Annotated in this window: 18 protein-coding genes; 9 read left to right on the top strand and 9 right to left on the bottom strand. The window is 42.7% G+C overall.

The genetic code is table 11. The features are described from left to right. Together E0E36_RS14845 and E0E36_RS14850 are read left to right on the top strand one after the other, a co-directional pair. The gene (locus E0E36_RS14845) at positions 1 to 2,544 is read left to right on the top strand and encodes a zinc-dependent metalloprotease (protein ID WP_130856582.1); all 2,544 of its coding nucleotides are present in this window, start codon (positions 1 to 3) and stop codon (positions 2,542 to 2,544) included. Positions 2,545 to 2,553: 9 nt separating this feature from the next. Next, on the top strand, positions 2,554 to 4,161 hold the full coding sequence (locus E0E36_RS14850) for an amidohydrolase (protein ID WP_130856583.1): 1,608 nt from the start codon (positions 2,554 to 2,556) through the stop codon (positions 4,159 to 4,161). Between the two features lie 193 nt (positions 4,162 to 4,354). Here the strand turns inward: E0E36_RS14850 and E0E36_RS14855 are convergent, their stop codons facing one another. Together E0E36_RS14855 and E0E36_RS14860 are read right to left on the bottom strand one after the other, a co-directional pair. Then, complete coding sequence (locus tag E0E36_RS14855) at positions 4,355 to 5,266, bottom strand: helix-turn-helix domain-containing protein (protein WP_130856584.1); 912 nt, start codon at positions 5,264 to 5,266, stop codon at positions 4,355 to 4,357. 55 nt (positions 5,267 to 5,321) lie between these two features. Continuing rightward, positions 5,322 to 6,128: an SDR family oxidoreductase gene (locus tag E0E36_RS14860; protein ID WP_130856585.1), complete on the bottom strand. Its 807-nt coding sequence runs from the start codon at positions 6,126 to 6,128 to the stop codon at positions 5,322 to 5,324. Positions 6,129 to 6,509: 381 nt separating this feature from the next. Between E0E36_RS14860 and E0E36_RS14865 the strand changes: the two genes are divergently transcribed. Both E0E36_RS14865 and E0E36_RS14870 read left to right on the top strand, forming a co-directional pair. Beyond that, on the top strand, positions 6,510 to 6,815 hold the full coding sequence (locus E0E36_RS14865; protein ID WP_130856586.1) for an ArsR/SmtB family transcription factor: 306 nt from the start codon (positions 6,510 to 6,512) through the stop codon (positions 6,813 to 6,815). A gap of 49 nt (positions 6,816 to 6,864) precedes the next feature. Next, on the top strand, positions 6,865 to 7,830 hold the full coding sequence (locus tag E0E36_RS14870) for a zinc-dependent alcohol dehydrogenase family protein (RefSeq protein ID WP_130856587.1): 966 nt from the start codon (positions 6,865 to 6,867) through the stop codon (positions 7,828 to 7,830). Between the two features lie 156 nt (positions 7,831 to 7,986). Here E0E36_RS14870 and E0E36_RS14875 read toward each other — a convergent pair whose 3' ends face one another. Continuing rightward, positions 7,987 to 9,357, bottom strand: coding sequence for an alginate export family protein (locus E0E36_RS14875; RefSeq protein WP_130856588.1), 1,371 nt, complete (start codon positions 9,355 to 9,357; stop codon positions 7,987 to 7,989). Positions 9,358 to 9,561: 204 nt separating this feature from the next. Between E0E36_RS14875 and E0E36_RS28180 the strand changes: the two genes are divergently transcribed. Both E0E36_RS28180 and E0E36_RS14880 read left to right on the top strand, forming a co-directional pair. Beyond that, entirely contained in the window at positions 9,562 to 9,687 is a 126-nt protein-coding gene (locus E0E36_RS28180; protein ID WP_278045568.1) for a hypothetical protein, read from the top strand. A 176-nt stretch (positions 9,688 to 9,863) separates the two neighbouring features. Next, positions 9,864 to 12,401: a tetratricopeptide repeat protein gene (locus E0E36_RS14880; RefSeq protein ID WP_130856589.1), complete on the top strand. Its 2,538-nt coding sequence runs from the start codon at positions 9,864 to 9,866 to the stop codon at positions 12,399 to 12,401. A gap of 138 nt (positions 12,402 to 12,539) precedes the next feature. On the opposite strand, the gene E0E36_RS14885 is transcribed toward E0E36_RS14880, so the two are convergent. The 5 genes from E0E36_RS14885 to E0E36_RS14910 all read right to left on the bottom strand — a co-directional run bounded on the left by E0E36_RS14885 (position 12,540) and on the right by E0E36_RS14910 (position 17,002). Then, positions 12,540 to 12,965: a VOC family protein gene (locus E0E36_RS14885; RefSeq protein ID WP_130856590.1), complete on the bottom strand. Its 426-nt coding sequence runs from the start codon at positions 12,963 to 12,965 to the stop codon at positions 12,540 to 12,542. A gap of 82 nt (positions 12,966 to 13,047) precedes the next feature. Continuing rightward, positions 13,048 to 13,815, bottom strand: a complete 768-nt coding sequence (locus E0E36_RS14890) for a helix-turn-helix domain-containing protein (RefSeq protein WP_130856591.1) — start codon at positions 13,813 to 13,815, stop codon at positions 13,048 to 13,050. A gap of 244 nt (positions 13,816 to 14,059) precedes the next feature. Then, complete coding sequence (locus E0E36_RS14895; protein WP_130856592.1) at positions 14,060 to 14,890, bottom strand: sialate O-acetylesterase; 831 nt, start codon at positions 14,888 to 14,890, stop codon at positions 14,060 to 14,062. 211 nt (positions 14,891 to 15,101) lie between these two features. Then, the gene (locus E0E36_RS14905) at positions 15,102 to 15,989 is read right to left on the bottom strand and encodes a helix-turn-helix domain-containing protein (RefSeq protein WP_130856593.1); all 888 of its coding nucleotides are present in this window, start codon (positions 15,987 to 15,989) and stop codon (positions 15,102 to 15,104) included. A gap of 8 nt (positions 15,990 to 15,997) precedes the next feature. Further along, complete coding sequence (locus E0E36_RS14910) at positions 15,998 to 17,002, bottom strand: aldo/keto reductase (RefSeq protein ID WP_130856594.1); 1,005 nt, start codon at positions 17,000 to 17,002, stop codon at positions 15,998 to 16,000. 259 nt (positions 17,003 to 17,261) lie between these two features. Here E0E36_RS14910 and E0E36_RS14915 point away from each other — a divergent pair, with 259 nt between their 5' ends. Both E0E36_RS14915 and E0E36_RS14920 read left to right on the top strand, forming a co-directional pair. Then, positions 17,262 to 18,209, top strand: a complete 948-nt coding sequence (locus E0E36_RS14915; protein WP_130856595.1) for a helix-turn-helix domain-containing protein — start codon at positions 17,262 to 17,264, stop codon at positions 18,207 to 18,209. A gap of 97 nt (positions 18,210 to 18,306) precedes the next feature. After that, a complete protein-coding gene (locus tag E0E36_RS14920; RefSeq protein WP_130856596.1) occupies positions 18,307 to 19,500 on the top strand; it encodes an MFS transporter in 1,194 nt (397 codons plus the stop codon). Between the two features lie 137 nt (positions 19,501 to 19,637). On the opposite strand, the gene E0E36_RS14925 is transcribed toward E0E36_RS14920, so the two are convergent. Continuing rightward, on the bottom strand, positions 19,638 to 19,985 hold the full coding sequence (locus E0E36_RS14925) for a winged helix-turn-helix transcriptional regulator (RefSeq protein WP_130856597.1): 348 nt from the start codon (positions 19,983 to 19,985) through the stop codon (positions 19,638 to 19,640). An 85-nt stretch (positions 19,986 to 20,070) separates the two neighbouring features. On the opposite strand from E0E36_RS14925, the gene E0E36_RS14930 reads away from it, so the two are divergent. Further along, positions 20,071 to 20,487, top strand: a complete 417-nt coding sequence (locus E0E36_RS14930; RefSeq protein ID WP_130856598.1) for a Cif family virulence factor — start codon at positions 20,071 to 20,073, stop codon at positions 20,485 to 20,487. The last annotated feature ends 48 nt before the right edge of the window (positions 20,488 to 20,535 follow it).

The following is a 20,535-nucleotide window of genomic DNA, read 5'->3' on the forward strand; positions in this document are numbered from 1 at the left end:
ATGATGTGTCTAAAAAAAACGATTACAAGGTGTTTCCTGATAACGTTGTCCCTTATCGGTGGATTGCTACCCTACCAAACCCTTCGGGCACAGAAATCGATAGCTACTCCCGTTGTAACAGGAAGTATCTTCGATTTCATCAAAAATCTAAAAGCGTACCCCGGTTATTTTAATTTCTATTATGATGAAAAAAATGATAAGATTTATCTGGAAATAGACAAGCTAGGGACTGAATTTTTGTATTACACCTCGCTTACCGATGGGGTAGGTTCCGGCGGGCCGGAAAGGGGACAGGCAACAGCAGTTATTGCTAAATTTATCCAAGTAGGTCAGAAGATCTTGCTGGTAGAGCCCAACTATGCTTACCGGGCGATAACTGATAATAAAGACGAGCAAAAAGCCGTAGAAAACGCCTTTGCTCAGTCCGTTATCTGGTCATTCAAAGTGTTGGCGGTAGGGCAGGGGAAAGTACTCATTGACCTGAGCCCGTTCTTGGTACGAGATAGTCAGAAGATAGCTTCCAGTATTGGGCGTAACAACCTTCCCGGTCTCCATATTGGTGCTTCACAACAGATGGGCCCGGCTTATAATTTTGATGAAAGCAGATCGGCCATCTATTTAGACAATACTAAAAACTTTCCAAAAAACACAGAATTCGAAGCCATCATCACTTTTACAGGAGGCAGCATCCAGGGCAGAGGTTGGGGGATGGGCCCCGGTATCGCGCCGGACCCCAATGCAGTTACCGTGAAGATGCATCAATCATTCGTGGAGCTGCCCGAAGCTGGCTATAAGCCCCGTAAATTTGATCCGCGCTCCGGTTTTAATATGTATAGCTACATGGATTTTTCCGCTTCCATGAAAGAACCCATCGTTAAACGTTTTACTCGTAGGCAACGCCTGGAAAAAAAAGATCCTACGGCTGCGCTCAGTGAACCGGTAAAACCGATCGTTTACTATGTTGACCGTGGTGCGCCCGCACTGATCAAGAAAGCGCTCATCGAAGGCGGTTCCTGGTGGAATCAAGCTTTCGAGGCGGCCGGATATAAGAATGCCTTTCAGATCAAAGAGCTACCGGAAGGTGCTGATCCCATGGATATTCGATATAACATCGTCAATTGGATTAACCGTACCGGAAACCCCAGGGCTTTTTCAACCGGTATGTCCCATATAGACCCCCGTACCGGTGAAATTATTAAAGGCGTAGTGACATTGGGGGCAGACAGGCACCGGCAAGATTACCTGATTGTGGAGGGGCTTTTGCAGCAATATGAAGATGGAAAAGAAGTAAATGATGATATGCAGAACTTTGCGCTCGCGCGTATTCGTCAACTTTCCGCTCATGAGATTGGTCACACCCTTGGCTTATATCATAATTTTACTTCCAGCACGAAAAACAGGGCTTCGGTAATGGATTATCCCTTCCCTCGCTTTAGCATGGACAACCAAGGTAAAATAAATGTAGTAGATGCCTATGCCGTAGGTATAGGTGAGTGGGATAAGCGTGCCATTATCTGGGGATACCAAGACTTCCCCGAAGGAACCGATGAAAACAAGGCCCTCGATGATATTATGAAAGAAACCCTCGCTCAAGGGCATATCTTCATTCCCGATATCGGCGGTTATGTCCATCCCATCGCCAATCAATGGGATGAAGGTACCAATGCACCTAACGAGTTAAAACGCCTGTTGCAAATCAGGAATCGACTATTACAAAATTTTTCAGAGAAAGCCATTCCCGAAGATGCACCCATGGCCACCTTGGAAGAAGTATTGGTGCCTATCTATCTCCTGCACCGTTATCAGATAGAAGCCGCAGCCAAGTCTTTAGGTGGTTTGTATTTTACCCATGCCCTAAAGAATGACGGACAGGTTATTACCAAACTCATTGAACCCCAAGAACAATGGAAGGCCTTTGATGCCTTAATCAGCACAATCCAGGCAGACGCACTCTCACTGCCAGAGCAGCTAATACAGAAAATCCCGCCCCGGCCTTCGGGATATCCACAGACCCGTGAAGTCTTTAACCGTTATACAGGCCCCACTTTTGATCCTATCGCCGCGGCAGAGACAGTGGCCAGCACAACGCTTGGTCATCTATTAGATCCTGCGCGGGCAGCCAGGTTAATTGAGTACCAAGGCAGAGACGATAAACAACCCGGTTTTATTCCCATGGTCGAAAAACTTTTAGAGCTCACTTGGAAGAAACCCCTCGTTGGCGGCTATAAGGGAGCATTACAAGCCATGGTAAATAATGTTACGTTGCAGTATTTGCTACAGTTAGCAGCCGGTAAGGAGACGTCCACCGTGGTGAAAGGGCAAGCTATTTATTTGATCGAGAACCTAGCCACCTGGATGCAAGATCATCTCGGCAATGCATCACCGGCTTACGCCTCTAATTTACACTTTGGTTTAACTCAAATTAAATCTTTCCGGGAAAATCCTTCAAAATTTGAAATCGAAGCCCCTATGCAAATGCCTCCCGGTGCTCCCATAGGAACTCCGTCGCTTCATTTTATAGACCAAATGTGTTCATTCAATTAAACGCTCAACATGAAGAAACATCAAATTAGCAACCTTCTATTCATCAGTGTAGTATTCTATATAATACAAGTTGCATGTGTGCCTCCACTTTTCGCTCAAAAAATCAATGCCAAGAAATTAGCTACTTTAAAAAAAGAGCTTATTCTTGAAATTGATAAAGAACAGAAAAAGAGCCAGGAAATGGTAGATATGGTTTTTAGTTTCGGCGAATTGGGTTTTCAGGAAGAAGAAACATCCCGCTATCTAACCAGGATTCTAAAGGAAAACGGTTTTTCCATCGAGCAGGGCATTTCCGGTGTTCCAACAGCCTGGTTAGCGAGATGGGGAAACGGTAAGCCCGTTATCGCTATTGGCAGTGACATTGATTGCATACCCAAAGCCTCGCAAAAGCCGGGAGTAGCCTTTCATGCTCCCCTAGTGGAGGGGGCGCCCGGGCATGGCGAAGGTCATAATTCGGGTGTTCCTTTAAATATTACTGCTGCACTGGCCCTAAAAAAGATAATGGAACGCGAACACATCAGCGGTACCTTGGTCTTATGGCCAGGTGTTGCAGAAGAGCAATTGGGTACAAAAGCTTATTATGTACGTGACGGTTATTTTAAAGATATTGACGCTTGTATCTTCACCCATGTAGCAAACAACTTGGGGGTATCCTATGGCGACAGCGGCGGGAACGGCATGATTTCCGTTAAGTTCAATTTCGAGGGCGAAGCAGCCCATTCCGGTGGTGCCCCTTGGCGTGGAAAAAGTGCTTTAGACGCCGTAGAACTCATGAATGCAGGTTGGAATTACCACCGCGAACATATGGAGCCCACACAGCGTTCTCATTACGTGATAACCGATGGCGGCGATCAGCCAAATGTAGTTCCATCTAAAGCATCGGTATGGTATTATTTTAGGGAGAAGACCTATCCAAAGATCATGCAAATGTATGAAGATGGCATTCGGATCGCTGAGGGTGCCGCTAAAATGACCAATACTAAGATGACTTATGAAGTGTTAGGAAGCGCCTGGCCCGGACATTTCAATCAAGCAATTGCCGAAACCATGTACAAGAACATTCAGGCAGTGGGTTTACCTACATGGAGCGCCCAGGATCAACAACTCGCCAAAGCGATACAAAAGGAACTTCATGTTAAAGACGAAGGAATGAACGTAGAATTAAGTAAACTCGGTATTCCCAATGCCAATCCATCCCTCATGGGCGGTGGGTCTGATGATATTGCTGATATTGCCTGGAACGTGCCAACCGTAGTGTTACGTTATCCCTCCAACATTCCTGGTTTACCAGGCCATCATTGGGCTAATGCCATTGCCATGGCAACACCTATTGCACATAAAGGTGTTATCGCCGGGGCAAAAGTGGAAGCGCTTACGTTACTGGATATGCTAGTAGATCCACAAATTATTAAAGACGCTTGGACTTATTTTAATGAGGTACAAACCAAGGAAATAAAATATACGCCCTTGGTTTCAGAAAAAGATAAACCCGCTACTTTTCTGAATAAAAAAATAATGGAAGAATTCCGTCCGCTCATGAAAAAATACTATTATGACCCCAGCAAATACGGCACTTATCTTGAGCAATTAGGAATTAGCTACCCGACGGTAAGGTAAGATATTTATAAAAGGTGCTTCAGCCAGCAAGACGAGTATAATTCAACGCATGCAGATTCCGGGATAAATCATTTAATGTTAAAATTACCTTTTTTCACAGCCTGCAGCAACCTGTTCCAAGATGGAACAGGTTGATTTTATCTTTAATTCATCAGATTTATAATATTATACCAGCGCTGCAGATAAGTATAGATCAGTTGAATGAACGACGAAACTCAAGGGGGGATAGATCGGTTTTCTTTTTGAACAGTTTGTTAAAAGACTGAGGATACTCAAAGCCCAATTGATAAGCTATTTCGGCTACTGAAAGTGTAGTGGTACTCAGGTACTCTTTCGCTTTCTCCATCATTTTGTTGTGGATATGTTGTTGTGCGCCCTGTCCGGTTAGCGATCGAAGCATATCACTCAGATAATGTGAGGAAAGAGCAAGTTGCTCAGCCAAATACTCCACCGTAGGCGGCCCGTTCTTTAAAGCTGCTGAATCTGATAAGTAAGTGGTCAACAAATTATCCATTTTGCTTAACAAATCGTGGTTCACAGCCTTCCGGGTGATGAATTGTCGTTCGTAGAAGCGTTTGCTGTAGTTAAGCAGCAGATCGATCTGTGACAGTACAATCTCCTGCGTATGACGGTCAATATATTTTATCTCTTGGTCGATCTTGTCAAAGATATCGACCACATTTTGTTCTTCCTGCTCTGAAAGATGCAGCGCTTCATAAACCGCGTAAGAGAAAAAACCATAGTTTTTGATCGCTACAGCAAGCGGATGCCCGTATAGTAGATCCGGATGAAACAACAGCGCATGGCCTGTGCCAACACTACCTTTGGATAAGTCGTCATCAGGTATTTCCAGAGTTTGTACCTGACCGGCAGCAATAAAGGTCATTAAGCCTTTGTCAAAATCATAGTATTGTTGTCCGTATTTTACTTTGCTGGTGATTTCTTTCTTTAACGATACGCAATAAAAATTAAGCGAATATTGCTTCCACATGGGATCATTGATAAAACGAAGATCCTCCACGCGGAACAAGCTGATCAGTGGGTGAACAGGATCAGACAGGCCATGCCTACGATGAAACTCGGTAATGGAGCTAATTGTTACCATACTGTTATACAAATGTAGTAATAGGCTCGCAGTTTTAACCGTTTGCCTGTTTATTTCATTTACTTAAAAATTGCTGTCTGATCTCTATACGAAAAGCTTCCTTGCCGATCTCCAGTTGTTTTTGATATAGTGCATTGGCGTCATTACCGGCCACATAGCGTATTTGATCTTTACCGTCAGTGGCCGCCTCATAAACTATTGCTGCTATCTGCTCAGGCGTTGACGCAGCCTTCATCATCATGTCAATATTGGTAAAGAGTTTATCCTCTAATTCTTTATAAGCAGGATGAAAGCTTCTGTCAAGCGAACGGCCAAGAAATTCAGTAGAGATACCGCCCGGTGCGATGGTTTTGATACCGATATTATACAGTGCTAATTCAAAAGACATGCTCTCAGACCAACCCTCTATGCCAAATTTGGTTGCATGGTAAATAGAATGCAACGGAAAGCCCAAAAAGCCGCCCATTGAAGTAGTACTGATAAATAAACCCTGCTTTCTTTCGCGGAAATGCGGCGTAAAAGCTTGCGTAACTCTGATCACACCTAAAAGATTGGTGTTAATCTCCCTTAATATCTGCTCATCGGATAATGCTTCTAAGGATCCCATAAGCCCATAACCGGCATTATTAAAAACAACATCAATATCGTTGGAAGCGATAGCGGTAGATACCGCTGCATTGATATTGTCAAGATCGGTCACATCAAGCTGTTGTACGGTGACGTTTTTGAGATTAGCCAAGTCACCGGCTTTATCAGGGTTGCGCATGGTGGCTATTACTTTCCAGCCTTTTTGCTGAAATAGTTTGGCAGTGGCTCTGCCTAAGCCTGTTGAAGCGCCCGTTATAAAAATTGTTTTTTGCATATTGATATTTTAGTAAGTTTAGGCAAAAGTAAGCATAGCAGAAACTGCAAATGTTTCCAAACCGGACAAGCTTGTGTTCAAAATACCGTTTTCAACATTTTCGCAGTTGGATATAAAATCCAGTCTGTTATCGCATCCTATCTATTCTTTATGGTAGTGCTTTTCATTGGTGTTCTAATAACCCCACACGCCGCTGTCCGGGACAATAGTGTTTAGCAAAAGCATAGGACTCTACCTATCTGACTTTAGCACAGCCTCAATAGATGGATATAACACATTTTCATCAAAGCTGAAGTTTAGGCTGAACGCTGCAAATACTAGACCCTAAAAAATACGTATTAATTATTTGTAGGTATTTAGGAAATTTCCTAAATTTGTAGAATGGAATTATTGGAAGTCATCAAGTCGCTATCGAACGAGACACGTTTAAACATTCTTAAATGGTTGAAAGACCCTTATGCACATTTTCCTGAAGAGGAGCTTAGTGAAAAAACATCCGAAGTAGGCGTATGTGTATCCGATATCGCCAAAAAAGCGGGAATGTCGGTGCCTACCGTTTCTGAATATTTAAAAACCATGTCGGCTGCTAATGTTTTGATTGCTACAAGAAATGGACAATGGACATATTATAAAAGGAACGAGCAATTAATCCAGGATTTAGCAATGCATATAAAAGATAGACTCTAAAAATTTTTAATATATAATTTAGGTATTTACCTAATTAACTAAATACAATATGAAAGCAGCAATATTAAAGGAGTTCGGACCCGTCGAAAATTTTGAAATTGTAGAAATGCCGGTGCCAAAACCGGGGTTCAGGGAAGTGTTGGTCAGGGTACTTGCAACTTCTGTCAATCCTTTAGATTATCAAGTACGGCGTGGGGATTATAAAAATGAATTGGACTTACCCGTCATCACAGGCCATGATATCTCCGGTGAAATAGTGGAACTCGGTGCGGGAGTAGAAAATTTTAAAATCGGTGATGAAGTTTATTATACCCCCGAAATTTTTAAGGGGCAGGGAAGTTATGCGCAGTATCACTGTGCTCACGAGTCTATCATTGGGCGAAAACCAAAAAACATTAGCCATCTGGAAGCTGCAACACTTCCTTTAGCAGCGGGCACAGCTTGGGAGATGCTGGTTACAAGAGCACAACTAAAAATCAACCAGTCTATTTTGATTCACGGGGGTGCCGGTGGTGTAGGAATACCAACTATTCAAATTGCAAAAGCTATGGGAGGAACTGTCTTTACTACCGCACGAAAAGTCCATCATAAATTTCTTATTGAACTGGGAGCTGACTATGTGATTGACTATGAAAATGAAAATTACATCCATGCTATTCAACAATTGACAGGTAATAAAGGAGTTGATGTAATTATTGATACCATTGGAGGAAATACGCTCGCTGACAGCGGGAAGATTCTTAGTCAAATGGGGCAGGTAGTTACATTGGTTGATATCGAAAAACCTCAGAACCTTATTGACGCATGGGGGAAAAACGCCACTTACCATTTTGTCTTTACCCGACAGAATAGAAATAAACTCGATGAGTTAACCCGATTGGTTGAAAATAAAAAGCTGAAGCCAATTTTAAATAAGGTCTTTTCACTGTCGGAAATAGGTAAGGCTCATCGTTTATTGGAAACCAAAGCCGGTGATGAAAATTTTTATGGTAAAATTGGAATAGATATGGAATAAATGCCATTACTGAAAATTTTGTTTCACCACATTCTATTTATAAAAATGGCGGAGGGCAAACGGTCGGTCCATTTAAGGACTCTCATGTTTTGCCTTCCCCCGGTGATTGTTATAGGGATCATGAATCACAGGCAGCGGATTTTCATACATTGCTGATCAAAATTTAAAACCTAAGAGTGAACTAATAAAAACCCCATCTTTATGTTGCGGTATTACGTCGTTAATAAAATCCCCGGTGTTAAAATATTGTAGGCCGGCATTGTAGTTTAGAAATTTGCTGATCTGCCAGGATACTGTAGTAATGTAAGCCGTGCCAATATAATGGCTGTCTGAATTTGAGGAAGCCAGCCTGAGTGTACCATCAGGGAGGTAAATACCGTCATGCAGGGATTGCCGCCACGAGAAGACCGTTTCAAAGGAAAGCAGTACATGCCCGACGGGGCTCCAGCTCAAATTGGGGTGAATAGAAAGCAGGTTTGCCGGACCGGCCTGTGGATTCATGCCGAAATAACCGCCGTTCGGATATAAAGCGTTAAATGTGCCCAGTTTGCCATCGTCTTTGGTGTCGTCGCCTGAAATAAAATCGCTGCGGAGCTTTATTGTCGGAACCCCGTTCAGATTAGTGAAACGATAAGTGATATCCATCGAGCCGCCCCAGGCGCGGATATCTGCCGCGCCAAATTTGCCCAATTGATAACCGATCTCAAAGTTGTAGAGCAGTTCATTTCCGTTCGCCCACAATCGGGTGCCGACGGTATGGCGGGATTCAGTGGCAACACCATCATCAAACCGGGCTTCATCCCGGTGAATACCCATATAGTAAAGGTCGATATTGAGCATTTTATCTGCAGTATGTGTGCTATAAACGCCCCATAGACTCGATTTTCGGCTAATAGTGGCATTATCAAACACACCTGTTTTTACACGGCCGGCCGCCATGACAAAAGCATCAACATTCCATTTTGGAGCAGCATATGCCACTTTGGCTCCGTCGAAATACAAACGAAGATTGGGACCCTCGCGAACATCAAGCAGTCGGCCGCTACCATACTGCAGTTCCTGTCGTCCTAATCGGATGGTCATTTTGCCATCCATTCCCTTGTAAGGGATTAGATCTATGAAAAGATTCTGAACGTTCAGCTGATCCTCATCAATAGGCCGCGGTCCGTTCTTTCGTCCGTTCTCCAAACCGCTTCGCAACTGCCCGAAGATCCTGATCCTGTCGTTTAGGTGCAGATCGGCATGCAGTTGGTACCGCTGTAGCAAGAAAATATTTCTGCCGATATTACTTGTGCCCCAGTCTTCGTGCTGCGCCCGGTCCAGTTCGGCCCGCAGCTCGCCACCGAAAGAAACATAGGTTTTTCCGCTTTCCGAAAGCGGCAGGTATTTCAAGCTGTTGTAAAAGGTCCGGGTACTATCCTTTAAAGCTGAATAATCTTCATTAAAACGTAACAGCTTAAAGTTTTGGGCATAGGAAAATTTGACCAATATAAAGAAACCCATTAGCAATACAGTTTTTAGTTTCATCAGCTGCGCATATTATTGATTGATCTATCGATCCGTTTTAGTTGAGGTCGTTTTCCTTTCATCATGTATCCGTGTACTGCATGAACATCGTTATAAGATGCCATACAAATCTCAGCACCAGAATGCAACGGAACGAAGATGTTTGTAGGAAAAGTAAGTAGACAAAAGTCTACTTTTTTAATTTTGATCACTTATCTACAAAATATGAAAAAGCGCGGGGACGATTTGGGCTTTTTTGTATACGCTTCGCTGTTTTCCGGTATCTCCTACCTAAAAATAGAACCGATTAAGTTTGTTTCCGGCATGTTGACGAAGGTAATTGCACGATAGCTATTTACATTGCCAAAGATTGAGAAACGGTGGATGGCATAATTGCATTTTGTTAGTTCCTGTGCAATTCTGTGAAAAGATTTTAAATACGTAAATTTGTGCATTTATTGAAAAAGTAAATTGGCTTTTTATCGCCTCGAAGGAATGTTGGAAGAGCTCAGAAATACAGACGAACAATGATATCAAAAGAAAGGATCGGTTATAACTACCTGAAATCCCTGCTTACCGCAGCCTTTTCAGCCTTGCTAGTTATGGGGTATGCGCAGGAGGAAAAAGAACAGCAGGAAGAGAAGCAGCAAGCCACTGAAAAGCTAGACGAAGGGCAATCTACGCCTATGGGGTCCATCGATGTCGTACGTGATTACCGGCCGATGCTGGCCGATGCCGTAAAGATCCGTCGGAGTCCGGATATGAATATCAAACGCGAAGCGCTTGAAATCGAGCTGCGCCGTATCGCTGCCGCCACGTATTTTGCACAGAACAAATTCAAACAAGCTTACTACGTTAAATTAATTGAACGGTATCCGGATGCTTCACGCAGCAATATCGATAATTTCCGGATCGGCTCTATCGCCTATTTAGCAGGCGAATACGAAAGAGCAAACTCTATTCTGGAGAAAGTGGCAGATCCGGATGCCTTTTATCAGGGCTCATTGATTACTTTGGGCCATATTGCCGTAGAAACCGGCGATAAGCAACGTGCACGGGATGTGTTCGTGAAAGCGTCCAGGCTGGATTTCGATCAGGCATTGAAATTAGATGGGCTGTTTAATTATGCTAAAATCTTATATGAATTAGACTCCACCCAGGTTGCTCAGGAGGTCCTTCAGAAATATATCGCTCAGAAATATGCGGATCGTAAACCTGATGCTGAAAATACAGAGAATGTGGAAACCCTGTTGGCCGAGGTCTTGTCGGGTACGAGCAATTTCCATGCAGGGGTAGCTATGCTGGAATCGTTCAAAAGCAGGGGGCGGGAAGCCGATATGGTCTACCAAAAGGTAACGTATTACCGCGGACTGGAGTTTTATAATGAGCGCGCTTTCGAAAACAGCATATCCCTGTTCATGCGATCGGAAAAATTCCCAATCGATGCGGAAATGGCGGCGTTGGCCACGTACTGGAAAGCGGAGGCGATGTATGAAGTGCGTAAGTACAGAGAGGCGGTAGAAAACTTTTCCCGGTTCCTTCGGTTGCCCGCCGCCCGAAACACAAATGTATACAATTATGCAAATTATGGCTTGGCTTATGCGGCTTTTCGCAACGACAGCTTTAGCATAGCGGCCGATTATTTTGAACGCTTTTTGGCTGTCGAAGGAAGTTCGCTGGAGGAAAATATGCGTCATGACGTAATTGCCCGTTTGGGTGATTCGTATCTGTCCCTGCGTAATTACGACCGAGCCAACGAATACTACGACCAGCTGATCAACAGCAAAGCTCCTAATCAGGACTACGCGTTGTTCCAGCGTGGTATTATTCAGGGATTGCAGGGCGACAATGAAGCAAAACTCAGCACCCTAAGGTCCGTTATCGAACAATTCCCCGGTTCGAACTATGCAGACGACGTGGCTTTTGAGGTTCCATACACGTATTTCATTACCGAAGATTACGATGCCGCCATCGAAGGGTTGCAACAGATGATCGAACAATACCCCCGCAGCAGCTATGTCCCCCGGGCATTGATGACCATCGGGCTTGTTCAGTACAATAAAGATGAAACTGAAGCCGCGAAGGCCACCTTTCAGCGGGTGGTAGAGAAATATCCCACAACCGAAGAGGCAAAGCAGGCGCTGCGTTCCATTGAAAACATCTATCTGGATCAAGGGGATGCCTCGAGTTATATTCAATACGCAACCGGTGCCAATATCGGTGATCTGAGTACTGCGGAGCAGGATAACCTAGCTTTTCAGGTGGCCAATTCCTTGTTTACCAGGGGAGAGTACGGACCGGCTGTGGAAGCGATTAATGCATATTTTGATAAATTCCCAAAACCCATACAGGAAAAACATGCCCGTTATATCCGCGGGGTGAGTTTGTACCATACCGGGCACCCGAAGGAAGCCCTGCACGACCTAAACATTATCTTGAACGACTGGACGAGCCAGTATACGGAGAAGACCTTGCTAACGGTTGCTGCCTTATACCTGAGCTTGAAGGAATACAACGAGGCCATCGTGCACCTCAAAAAACTGGAGCTCGTTTCAGAATATAGAAAAAACTATGGCTATGCGGTAACTAACCTAATGATTTGTTATTTCGAAATCGGCGACTTCGAGCAGGTGGCCAAGTATGCGAAGTTGATTAAGAATTACGATCGGTCGTCTGAAGAGGACATTGCCAAGGCACACTTATACAGCGCACGGGCCATGCTGCAGGAAGGGAAAGTGGAGCCTGCCATGGATGAACTGAATCAGGCGGCGTTGAAGAGCCGAACGGCAGTCGGTGCAGAGGCAAGGTACCGCATAGGGCAACTGCAGTATCAAGACAAAGAATACGACAAAGCACAGGAAACAGCCTTTGATGTGATCAACAACCTGGCGTCATACGACTATTGGGTGGCAAAAAGCTTCATACTACTTGCGGATGCCTATGCGGGCAAGGGCGATAAGCTCCAAGCGAGGAAGACGTTGGAAAGTGTGATTAAAAACTATGAAGAAGATGATGACGTCATTCCTTCAGCAAAAGAACGTTTACAGAAATTGAAGAATAAGTAACAGAAATATTCCGTTAATAAATATTTTCATTGGCCGGATCTTATAAAGCATTCGGTCGAACCCAAGGTCGTTTGAATAACAAATTGGCGAAGTAGCAGATTCGGTCACTTCGCCAATGCATTTTAACATATAACCGTTTTAAACTTCCTCCAAAGTCTTAATGTCAAACTTTTTCATTTTTAAATAAGCGTCCAGTACTTTCTGCGATTTTTCAGGATCACTCAACAGTTTCGGTAAAACTGTAGGAACTACCTGCCATGACATTCCATATTTATCCTTCAGCCAACCACAATTTCCTTCTTGCCCACCCCCGGATGTCAATTTTTCCCAATAATGGTCAATTTCCTCTTGTGTATCACAGTCAATAACAAAGGATACGGCTTCATTGAATGTAAAATTTGGTCCGCCATTTAAACCCATAAACTTTTTTCCGTCCAATTCAAACGTTACCACCATCTGATTGTCAGCGGTGATTTTTGAATTTGGAAAAATTGAGCAATAAAACTTAGCTGCCTCTTGTGCTTGCCCGTCAAACCACAAACACGGATAAATCGGATTTTTCATTTCAAATAAATTTTTAAAGTTTTGATATTGCAAATGTAGGATGCCGCAATACCTCAAAATAGAATGATCCCGACAAAATATCTTATTGCTTACCTAAGTTCAGATACGCTTTAGGTGTTAAATTTGTAAACTCCTTGAATGTTCTTATAAAGTGGCTTTGGTCAGCGTAACCATTATTAAATACGATATCAGTCAGCTGCTTAAACAGTCCGGTATTTAGTTGCTGAAAGGCAGAATTGAACTGGGCTATTCTTCGATATTGATCTGGTGAAATCCCTACCTCCTTTTTAAACATTCTCTGAAAAGTCCGTTCTGTTACAAAAATCTCGTTTTGAGCTTTTGTTAAAATCTGTTTTGAAGGATTTTCAGCAATTAGCTTCGTAGCATAATCAATAAGTTTATTGGAAATTTGTATTTTATTAATAAGATCGAAAATGAAACCATCCAAAATGGTCAACATTGCCTGAATGGATAGGGCATTTAGTAATTTTTCCTGTAGCTCATTCGCTACTTTGTAGTCTACTAAATTTAAGTTAATAGGATTGTCTGTAAATTCTTGGGCAGAAAAGCCAAAAAGAGCCTTTAAAGAAAACGGCTTAAAAAAGTAGGCAATAAGTGTAAAGTTGTCAGAGAATGTGATTTTTTCAGGAAGGACCGTCTGTCCAAAAAGAGTTAAATAATTTTTGGTGTTGTTAATCGTGCCTAACGTATTTTGAAAAAGTAGCGTCGGTTTGCCATTTGCAAAAAGAGGCAGCGAGAAATTGTCTTTAACATCATAATTTTCAATGATGAGAATTTCGTCAACATATTCGGCAATTTTTTGAGCCGGTTTTAATCTACTTCCTTTCAATTTTCAAACTTTGTTAATGCTTACAATTACGACATTTTATAAAACAGCTTGATATGTAACCTATGTGTGCTGTGGCCCCATGTGACAGAGAAGTACAGTCGACATCATCATGTATCTCAAAGATAAGAAATATGCAAGACCGTCAAAATAAGACGCTTAAAAAATATCTCACCGTTGAGAAATCTGCTAGGAGTGAAGTTACATCCGTCCTCATAAATCCGGTAATAAAACGTTGATATATTCCCTACGAAAAAGTCTTCATCAACTCTTCATAAGTAATCGCTCCTAAGGTGAACTTTTCCAGTGCCATATACCTTTTTTCCGCTAAAGTATTCACCCTATTATGACACCTTTCCACTAGTTCTTTTTCATTTGGTAACGGTTCATATATATGTTTGTTTTTAAGATACGCTTCATAGTACCTTATACCAAATATACGTTGTGACATCGCATCATGATGGATACCGTCCGGGTTGGCTGTAAGTCCTTCAGCAGTTACGTAATAGCAGTTTTTGTTATCCATTGCATATTTTTGCAGTTCTTCATTAATGAGTTTGTATTCTATACACCCTGCTCCAAATGCTACCTTACCCAAGTAATCGCCCAATGCGCCTATAATAAATGGAATATTAGGCGCTGATAACGCTCTTCTTATTTCATCAAATATCCGCGATATTTTCTCACGGTACACCCTGTGTTTTCCATCGTGACTATCACTTTCTCCCTGGTGCCATAATACGCCCGCTAATTCGCTATCTTCCATTGCGAATTTGGCTTCATTGATTGCATGGCGAAATAATGTCCCATCTATCGACCACTCATCAATCGAGCTGCCTCCCTCTGCACATGGAATGAGACCAATTTTTTCTCCTTCATGATCGCTACACCATGCCTCTGCAAATGATGCCGACAAGCCCACGCCGGCAATTGGTCTGTCAAAATGAATAGGTTCAGTCATCATTTGCCATCTGCCATTTCGCAACATCATAATTCGCTCATTGTAAATCGAAGGTACTTCATGTGTAAATCCACGGCCTGCCATATTCGATTGGCCGATTAGTAAAAATGACTTCATTTCCATCTATTGTATAATATATAAATGCTAAGCGTATTGGGCTTCGCATTAAAAGCATAAATTGCTTTAGATTGTAGAAACCTAACCTGTCTTTATTTTTTTTTCTGTGCTTCAATCCAAATTCAAGTAAAGCATTAATTACGGGCAGCGTCTGTAGGGCACGCTATCAACTTTCGATACTAGATCATTAAATGTATGTAAAATCCGGTAATCAGTTAAAAGTCTGCCGAAATGCCTGCGGCGATAAATTCGTCTTCTTCTTAAAAAGCGTGCTAAAGGATTGCGCATGCTCAAAGCCCAATGCATAGGCGATTTCGCTAACAGAAAGATTGGTCGTGGAGAGTTTTTCTTTAGCTTTCGCGATCAATTTTTCATGAATATGCTGCTGTGTGTTCTGTCCGGTATGGACCCGAAGCAGGTCGCTCAGGTAGTTTGGCGACAGGTTCATCTGTGCAGCGATATATTGTACCGTAAGCAAACCCTGTACCCCGTTGTTATAATAATCATCGATCAACTGCTCGAACCGGGTCAGCAGCGCTGAATTATTATTTTTGCGGGTCAAAAACTGCCGTTCATAAAAACGGTTGGAATATTTTAGTAGGCTCTCGATATGCGTCAGAATGATCTCCTGCGTATGCTTATCGATATGACGGCACTCCCTCTCAATTTTATGGAAGATCGTGATCAGGTCGTCTTCTTCCTCGGCCGACAGGTGCAGCGCTTCATTAACCGCATAATCAAAAAAACCGTAGTGATGAATGCTGTTCGCCAGCGTATGCCGTAGCAGGAAGTCCGGGTGAAAGATCAGGAGATAACCGGACCCGCATTCCATATTTTGCAGGTCCAGCTGTTGCACCTGGTTAGGTGCGGTAAAACTCAATACGCCTTTATCGTAATCATAATGCTGCTGCCCGTACCTGATCTTGCCTTTGGCGTCGCGTTTGAGCGCCACGCAATAAAAGCGGTTAACGAAACCTTTCCAGATATCGTCTTCCAAAAAAACACTTTCCGCCAGATTGACCACACTCACCAGCGGGTGGCGAGGTTCGGGCAATGACAGGAGTCGGTGAAATTCTGATATGGAGTTAATAGCGTTCATACACAAAATTAATCAATTAAACCCATACTGAACTCATCGTAAGGTGCACCCGTATCCGTACCCAAAGGTACAATGCTTTCCAGATGTGAAATATCCGCTTCAGTCAACTCAATGGTAGTCGCTGCGAGGTTTTGCTCCAGGTACTTTCTGCGTTTTGTTCCCGGGATCGGTAAAATTCCCTTGCTCATGATCCAGGCCAAAGCCAGCTGCGAAGAAGTTACGTTCTTTTCTTCAGCCATGGCTTCAATTGCCTTGACCAATTCAAGATTTTTATTAAACATCTCGCCTTGGAAACGCGGAATCGCTCTGCGGAAATCGTTCTCCGGCAGGTCATCGATGCTTTTGATCTGTCCCGATAAAAAGCCACGGCCCAATGGTGAGTAAGCTACAAACCCGATACCCAGTTCCTTTAATGTCGCTAACACTCCGCGTTCTTCCACCGTTCGTTCAAATAAAGAATACTCGCTTTGTACTGCGGTGATAGGGTGTACGGCATGCGCACGCTTAACCGTTTCAGACGATACTTCCGACAGACCGATATAACCTACTTTACCTTCTTTAACCAGCTCGGCCATGGCTTCCACCGTTTCCTCGATCGGCGTATTTTTATCCAGACGGTGTAGGTAATACAAATCGATGTAATCCGTATCGAGATTCTTCAGCGAACGCTCTAAAGATTTCTTTACATAATCCCTTTTACCATTGATGGCCCAAGTCACTTTATTGTTGTCATCGATCTCCCAGCCAAACTTGGTGGCCAGAATATACTGATCGCGTTTACCGCTGATTGCCTTCGCAATGAGCTGCTCGTTTTTCAGCGGCCCATACAGATCGGCAGTATCCAAGAAATTGCCGCCCAACTCGAGCGAACGGTGAATCGTCGCGATCGCTTCCTGCTCATCCGCAGGCCCGTACATATGGCCTTCTTCAAAACCCGTCATACCCATACAGCCCAGGCCGACCATCGGCACAACCAAACCTTGGCTGCCCAATGCAATTTGTTTAATTTCCATGATCCAAAGGTCGGTAAACCAACTTGCGTGCGTGTATGCAAATCCCTGAAGCTTGTAAGCAAATCAAGGGATGATTTAGTGAATTCTTTGGAGAACCTGACCGCGAAAATCCATCATCATCTGCATACCAGATTGCCTTGTCCAACGACATGCCATTTAACTCAACCATCAATGGGATACTTTTTGAGAGCATCGCTTTCAGACCTAATTACATCCGACGAGGAATTTTTACTTAAATTTACGGTGGTCTTTTTAGTTTATGCCAAATACCAAAGTCTATATTCCCTGGCTCGATAAAATCAGCGACTTCTACGATACTTTTCGGATCGGGAAGGCTGAGAATAATTTTTTTACGATTATGCGGATGGAAGACCAATCAAAAGATAAGTTATTGTTCATGCCGCTCTTTCGTGGAAATTTTTTTCGGCTTGTCATTTGCAAAACACCGGGGCTCCGATTCCTGTTGCCCGACGAAACCGTAAGTACATCCTCAAACTCTATCTATTTTGCGTATCCGGGCAAGATAGAAAGCTGGCAACGTGTGGAAACCATATATGGCTACCTCATTTGTTTTACGCCGGAATTTGCGGAAACCGACCCGCTAGGGCCGAGGTTTGAAAAAGACTTTCCCTTCTTCATGAACGGAGCCAATTCAATTTTAAGGGTATCGCAGGAAGATATGGATGCCGTAGGACATATAGCCGAAACGTTGCTCAGCGAGATGAAATCCGGTAATGCGGATAATTTTGAAATGATACAACCGCTGTTAAGGGTGCTGCTTATTAGTGTCCGTCGCCTGTACTATAAAGACAAAGAGGCAAAAACAGATTTTCAGTTAAAACAGGCATCCCTTATGATCAGGTTCAGGAAAGTGTTGGATAGTTATTCTATCGATGCACCAAGCAAAAGAAAAGAGCACAAACCAACCGTAAAAAATATTGCAGATGAACTACACCTCACACCCAGTCATTTGAACTTTCTTGTCAAGAAGTATACTGGGCACACCGCGTTGCACCATATCCATGAACAGATATTGCTGGAGGCAAAAAGCCTGTTGACACATACGGATCTTCAGGTATCGGAAATAGCTGACCTGCTACAATTCAATGAAGCACCTTATTTCAACCGGTTTTTTAAGAAAATGACGGGTATCACACCCACGGCTTACCGTGATGATGCCCTTCAACTCATGCGGCGCCCACTCTAAAGCCAAAATCGATAAAAAGTCCAATCATCACCTGAATTGGTATAAGCGATATTCTTTTCATCCTCCCGAAATTTGGGCGATTACAATAAAGAAAAGAATGAGCAAATTAAATAAAAGCGGCGAAACAGCCGTACAGGCGTCTATGCTACCAGTCTATATCGTATCACTGGCTACTTTTATTATCATTTTTCAAGGCTTTATGGTCGCACCGCTACTGCCCATGCTTTCCGAGCAGTTCGGTACTACTGTCCGTCACGTCAGTTTTATCGAACCTGCCTACTTACTCGGGTATGGACTGTTCACATTGGTATATGCATCACTTAGCGACCGCTTCGGTAGGTTCCGGGTTATCGTATTTAGCCTTTTTATGTTTTGCTTATTTACCTTGTCGACTGCTTTTGTAAACGGAGTCAACCAGATGATTTTCCTAAGGTTATTGACAGGAATTGGTGCTGCCGGTGTTGCTCCTACAACCATTAGTTGGATCGGTGATTCCTATCCTTACGAAAAGCGGGGTCACGCCCTCGGCATTTTTTTCGGCGCCATGGCAGGTGGTACGGCATTTGGAGCCACCACAGGGGCATTAATTACTTCCCTGATAGGTTGGCAATGGCTTTTTGCGGAAGTTGCAGCAATCGGATTGGCTATTTTGGTTCTGATATTGATGCAGCAAAAGAACATCTTCGGAAAAACCAAAGCTGCGGTAAAAAAAAGGGATAATACTATACTGTCTATTCAGAGTATTTTGTCGACCGGAAGGGCCAAGCGGACCTATCTTTATGTCATGTTCAACGGTATGTTCCATAGTGGTATTTTTGCTTGGTTGGGTTATTTCTTCTATAAGAATTATGGGTTGAACGAATTTCAGATCGGTCTTGCCTTATTAGGTTATGGTATTCCAGGACTGTTGTTGGGTCCATTGTTGGGCAGGTTAGCTGACCGCTACGGAAGAAATAAGATAATACCTGTGGGCTTAGCGCTAAGCGGTATAACCGTGCTACTACTAAGCCAGAATTTCAGCCTTGCCGCATCTCATGTTTTAGTAGCATTGCTATCTTTAGGATTTGACTTATCCCATCCTTTGTTTGCTGCCATTGTCACTACATTTAGTTCCAAAAAAGGTATTGCTACGGGACTTTTCGCTTTTTCCCTTTTCACAGGTTACGGTTTGGGAAGTCTCGTATTGAGCCTGATCGTCAATATCGGTCTGGATAGCGCATTTCAGCTATTTGGCGCTAGTATTTTGATAGCAGCAGTTTGTTCGATATTTGTTTTTAGAAATGAGAAGTAATAATAACTTTCTTCTCCATTTAAAATCTTGCTTAATGCCCCTAAAAAGCTGAAATGGATAGGAGTTGGAACGTATCTTGAATGATTCCGATTTAAACTATTTGGTAATAATAAGTAAAGAGATAAAAACTGATAATATTATAACTCCTTTCTGATTTTCTCTTTATGCTTTTTACCCCAAACTTCCATTGGCCTTATAATATCGTGAAGCGAAAATGTATAGTCTACAACGGAATATTCGATTTTAACCGGGTATTCGTTCACGAGGGTTCTTTTAATCAAAAAATTATCCTCCAAATGTTTCAACTCTTTCGACAAAACGCGATTTGTAATTTTCGGAATAGAATTAGCTATGTCATTAAAACGCTTGTTACCCTTATAAATAGATAGGATGATTGGTAATTTCCATTTACCACCAATTACATACATTGTATCTTGTACCGCCCTGATATTCTCTTGAAACAGGTTTTCTTCTTCATTTGTCATAAATTAAGTATCCTTTTGTATACAGGTATCAAATGTATACTTTCTTGCTAATATATTTGCACTATTAACTAAAAGATAATTGATAATGATTAGAAAAGATGATAAAGAAATTCTTGTTTCCATGGTGGAAGCAATGACAAAATCTACATCAGGATTAGAAAGCACAAAAAATTGGGCAACAAATGCCTTATGGTACGATATCCCACCTTTTGCTTCGCGCGGTATTCAACCTGCTATAAAAAAATTAGATACTACTTTTAGCAACTTTAAGTCGTGTAAAATTTCTATTCTTCACACGGACACATTTCTAAGCAAGGATATTGGCATTGTATGCACCATTCAAAAAGCAGAAATTGTACTCGTAAATGATGTTAAGAAGACCTTATTATTCCGAGAAACAGACTGTTTCAAAAAAGACGAAAAGAATGAATGGCTTTTAATTCACCAACACACTTCTGTTCCGAATGGAGGAGATTGGGACGGGAGTATCGTTACAGAATAAAAGTTAATTGAATAATGGTTCCAACCTCACTTATAATGAAATATAAAG

Source organism: Olivibacter jilunii, from assembly GCF_900607235.1.
GTDB lineage: Bacteria > Bacteroidota > Bacteroidia > Sphingobacteriales > Sphingobacteriaceae > Olivibacter > Olivibacter oleidegradans.

Bases quoted from the DNA above. Each gene is read 5' to 3' on its own strand.
- E0E36_RS14845 (WP_130856582.1), top strand. From the start codon at position 1: ATGATGTGTCTAAAAAAAACGATTACAAGGTGTTTCCTGATAACGTTG.
- E0E36_RS14850 (WP_130856583.1), top strand. From the start codon at position 2,554: ATGAAGAAACATCAAATTAGCAACCTTCTATTCATCAGTGTAGTATTC.
- E0E36_RS14855 (WP_130856584.1), bottom strand. From the start codon at position 5,266: ATGGTAACAATTAGCTCCATTACCGAGTTTCATCGTAGGCATGGCCTG.
- E0E36_RS14860 (WP_130856585.1), bottom strand. From the start codon at position 6,128: ATGCAAAAAACAATTTTTATAACGGGCGCTTCAACAGGCTTAGGCAGA.
- E0E36_RS14865 (WP_130856586.1), top strand. From the start codon at position 6,510: ATGGAATTATTGGAAGTCATCAAGTCGCTATCGAACGAGACACGTTTA.
- E0E36_RS14870 (WP_130856587.1), top strand. From the start codon at position 6,865: ATGAAAGCAGCAATATTAAAGGAGTTCGGACCCGTCGAAAATTTTGAA.
- E0E36_RS14875 (WP_130856588.1), bottom strand. From the start codon at position 9,357: ATGAAACTAAAAACTGTATTGCTAATGGGTTTCTTTATATTGGTCAAA.
- E0E36_RS28180 (WP_278045568.1), top strand. From the start codon at position 9,562: ATGAAAAAGCGCGGGGACGATTTGGGCTTTTTTGTATACGCTTCGCTG.
- E0E36_RS14880 (WP_130856589.1), top strand. From the start codon at position 9,864: ATGATATCAAAAGAAAGGATCGGTTATAACTACCTGAAATCCCTGCTT.
- E0E36_RS14885 (WP_130856590.1), bottom strand. From the start codon at position 12,965: ATGAAAAATCCGATTTATCCGTGTTTGTGGTTTGACGGGCAAGCACAA.
- E0E36_RS14895 (WP_130856592.1), bottom strand. From the start codon at position 14,890: ATGAAGTCATTTTTACTAATCGGCCAATCGAATATGGCAGGCCGTGGA.
- E0E36_RS14905 (WP_130856593.1), bottom strand. From the start codon at position 15,989: ATGAACGCTATTAACTCCATATCAGAATTTCACCGACTCCTGTCATTG.
- E0E36_RS14910 (WP_130856594.1), bottom strand. From the start codon at position 17,002: ATGGAAATTAAACAAATTGCATTGGGCAGCCAAGGTTTGGTTGTGCCG.
- E0E36_RS14915 (WP_130856595.1), top strand. From the start codon at position 17,262: ATGCCAAATACCAAAGTCTATATTCCCTGGCTCGATAAAATCAGCGAC.
- E0E36_RS14920 (WP_130856596.1), top strand. From the start codon at position 18,307: ATGAGCAAATTAAATAAAAGCGGCGAAACAGCCGTACAGGCGTCTATG.
- E0E36_RS14925 (WP_130856597.1), bottom strand. From the start codon at position 19,985: ATGACAAATGAAGAAGAAAACCTGTTTCAAGAGAATATCAGGGCGGTA.
- E0E36_RS14930 (WP_130856598.1), top strand. From the start codon at position 20,071: ATGATTAGAAAAGATGATAAAGAAATTCTTGTTTCCATGGTGGAAGCA.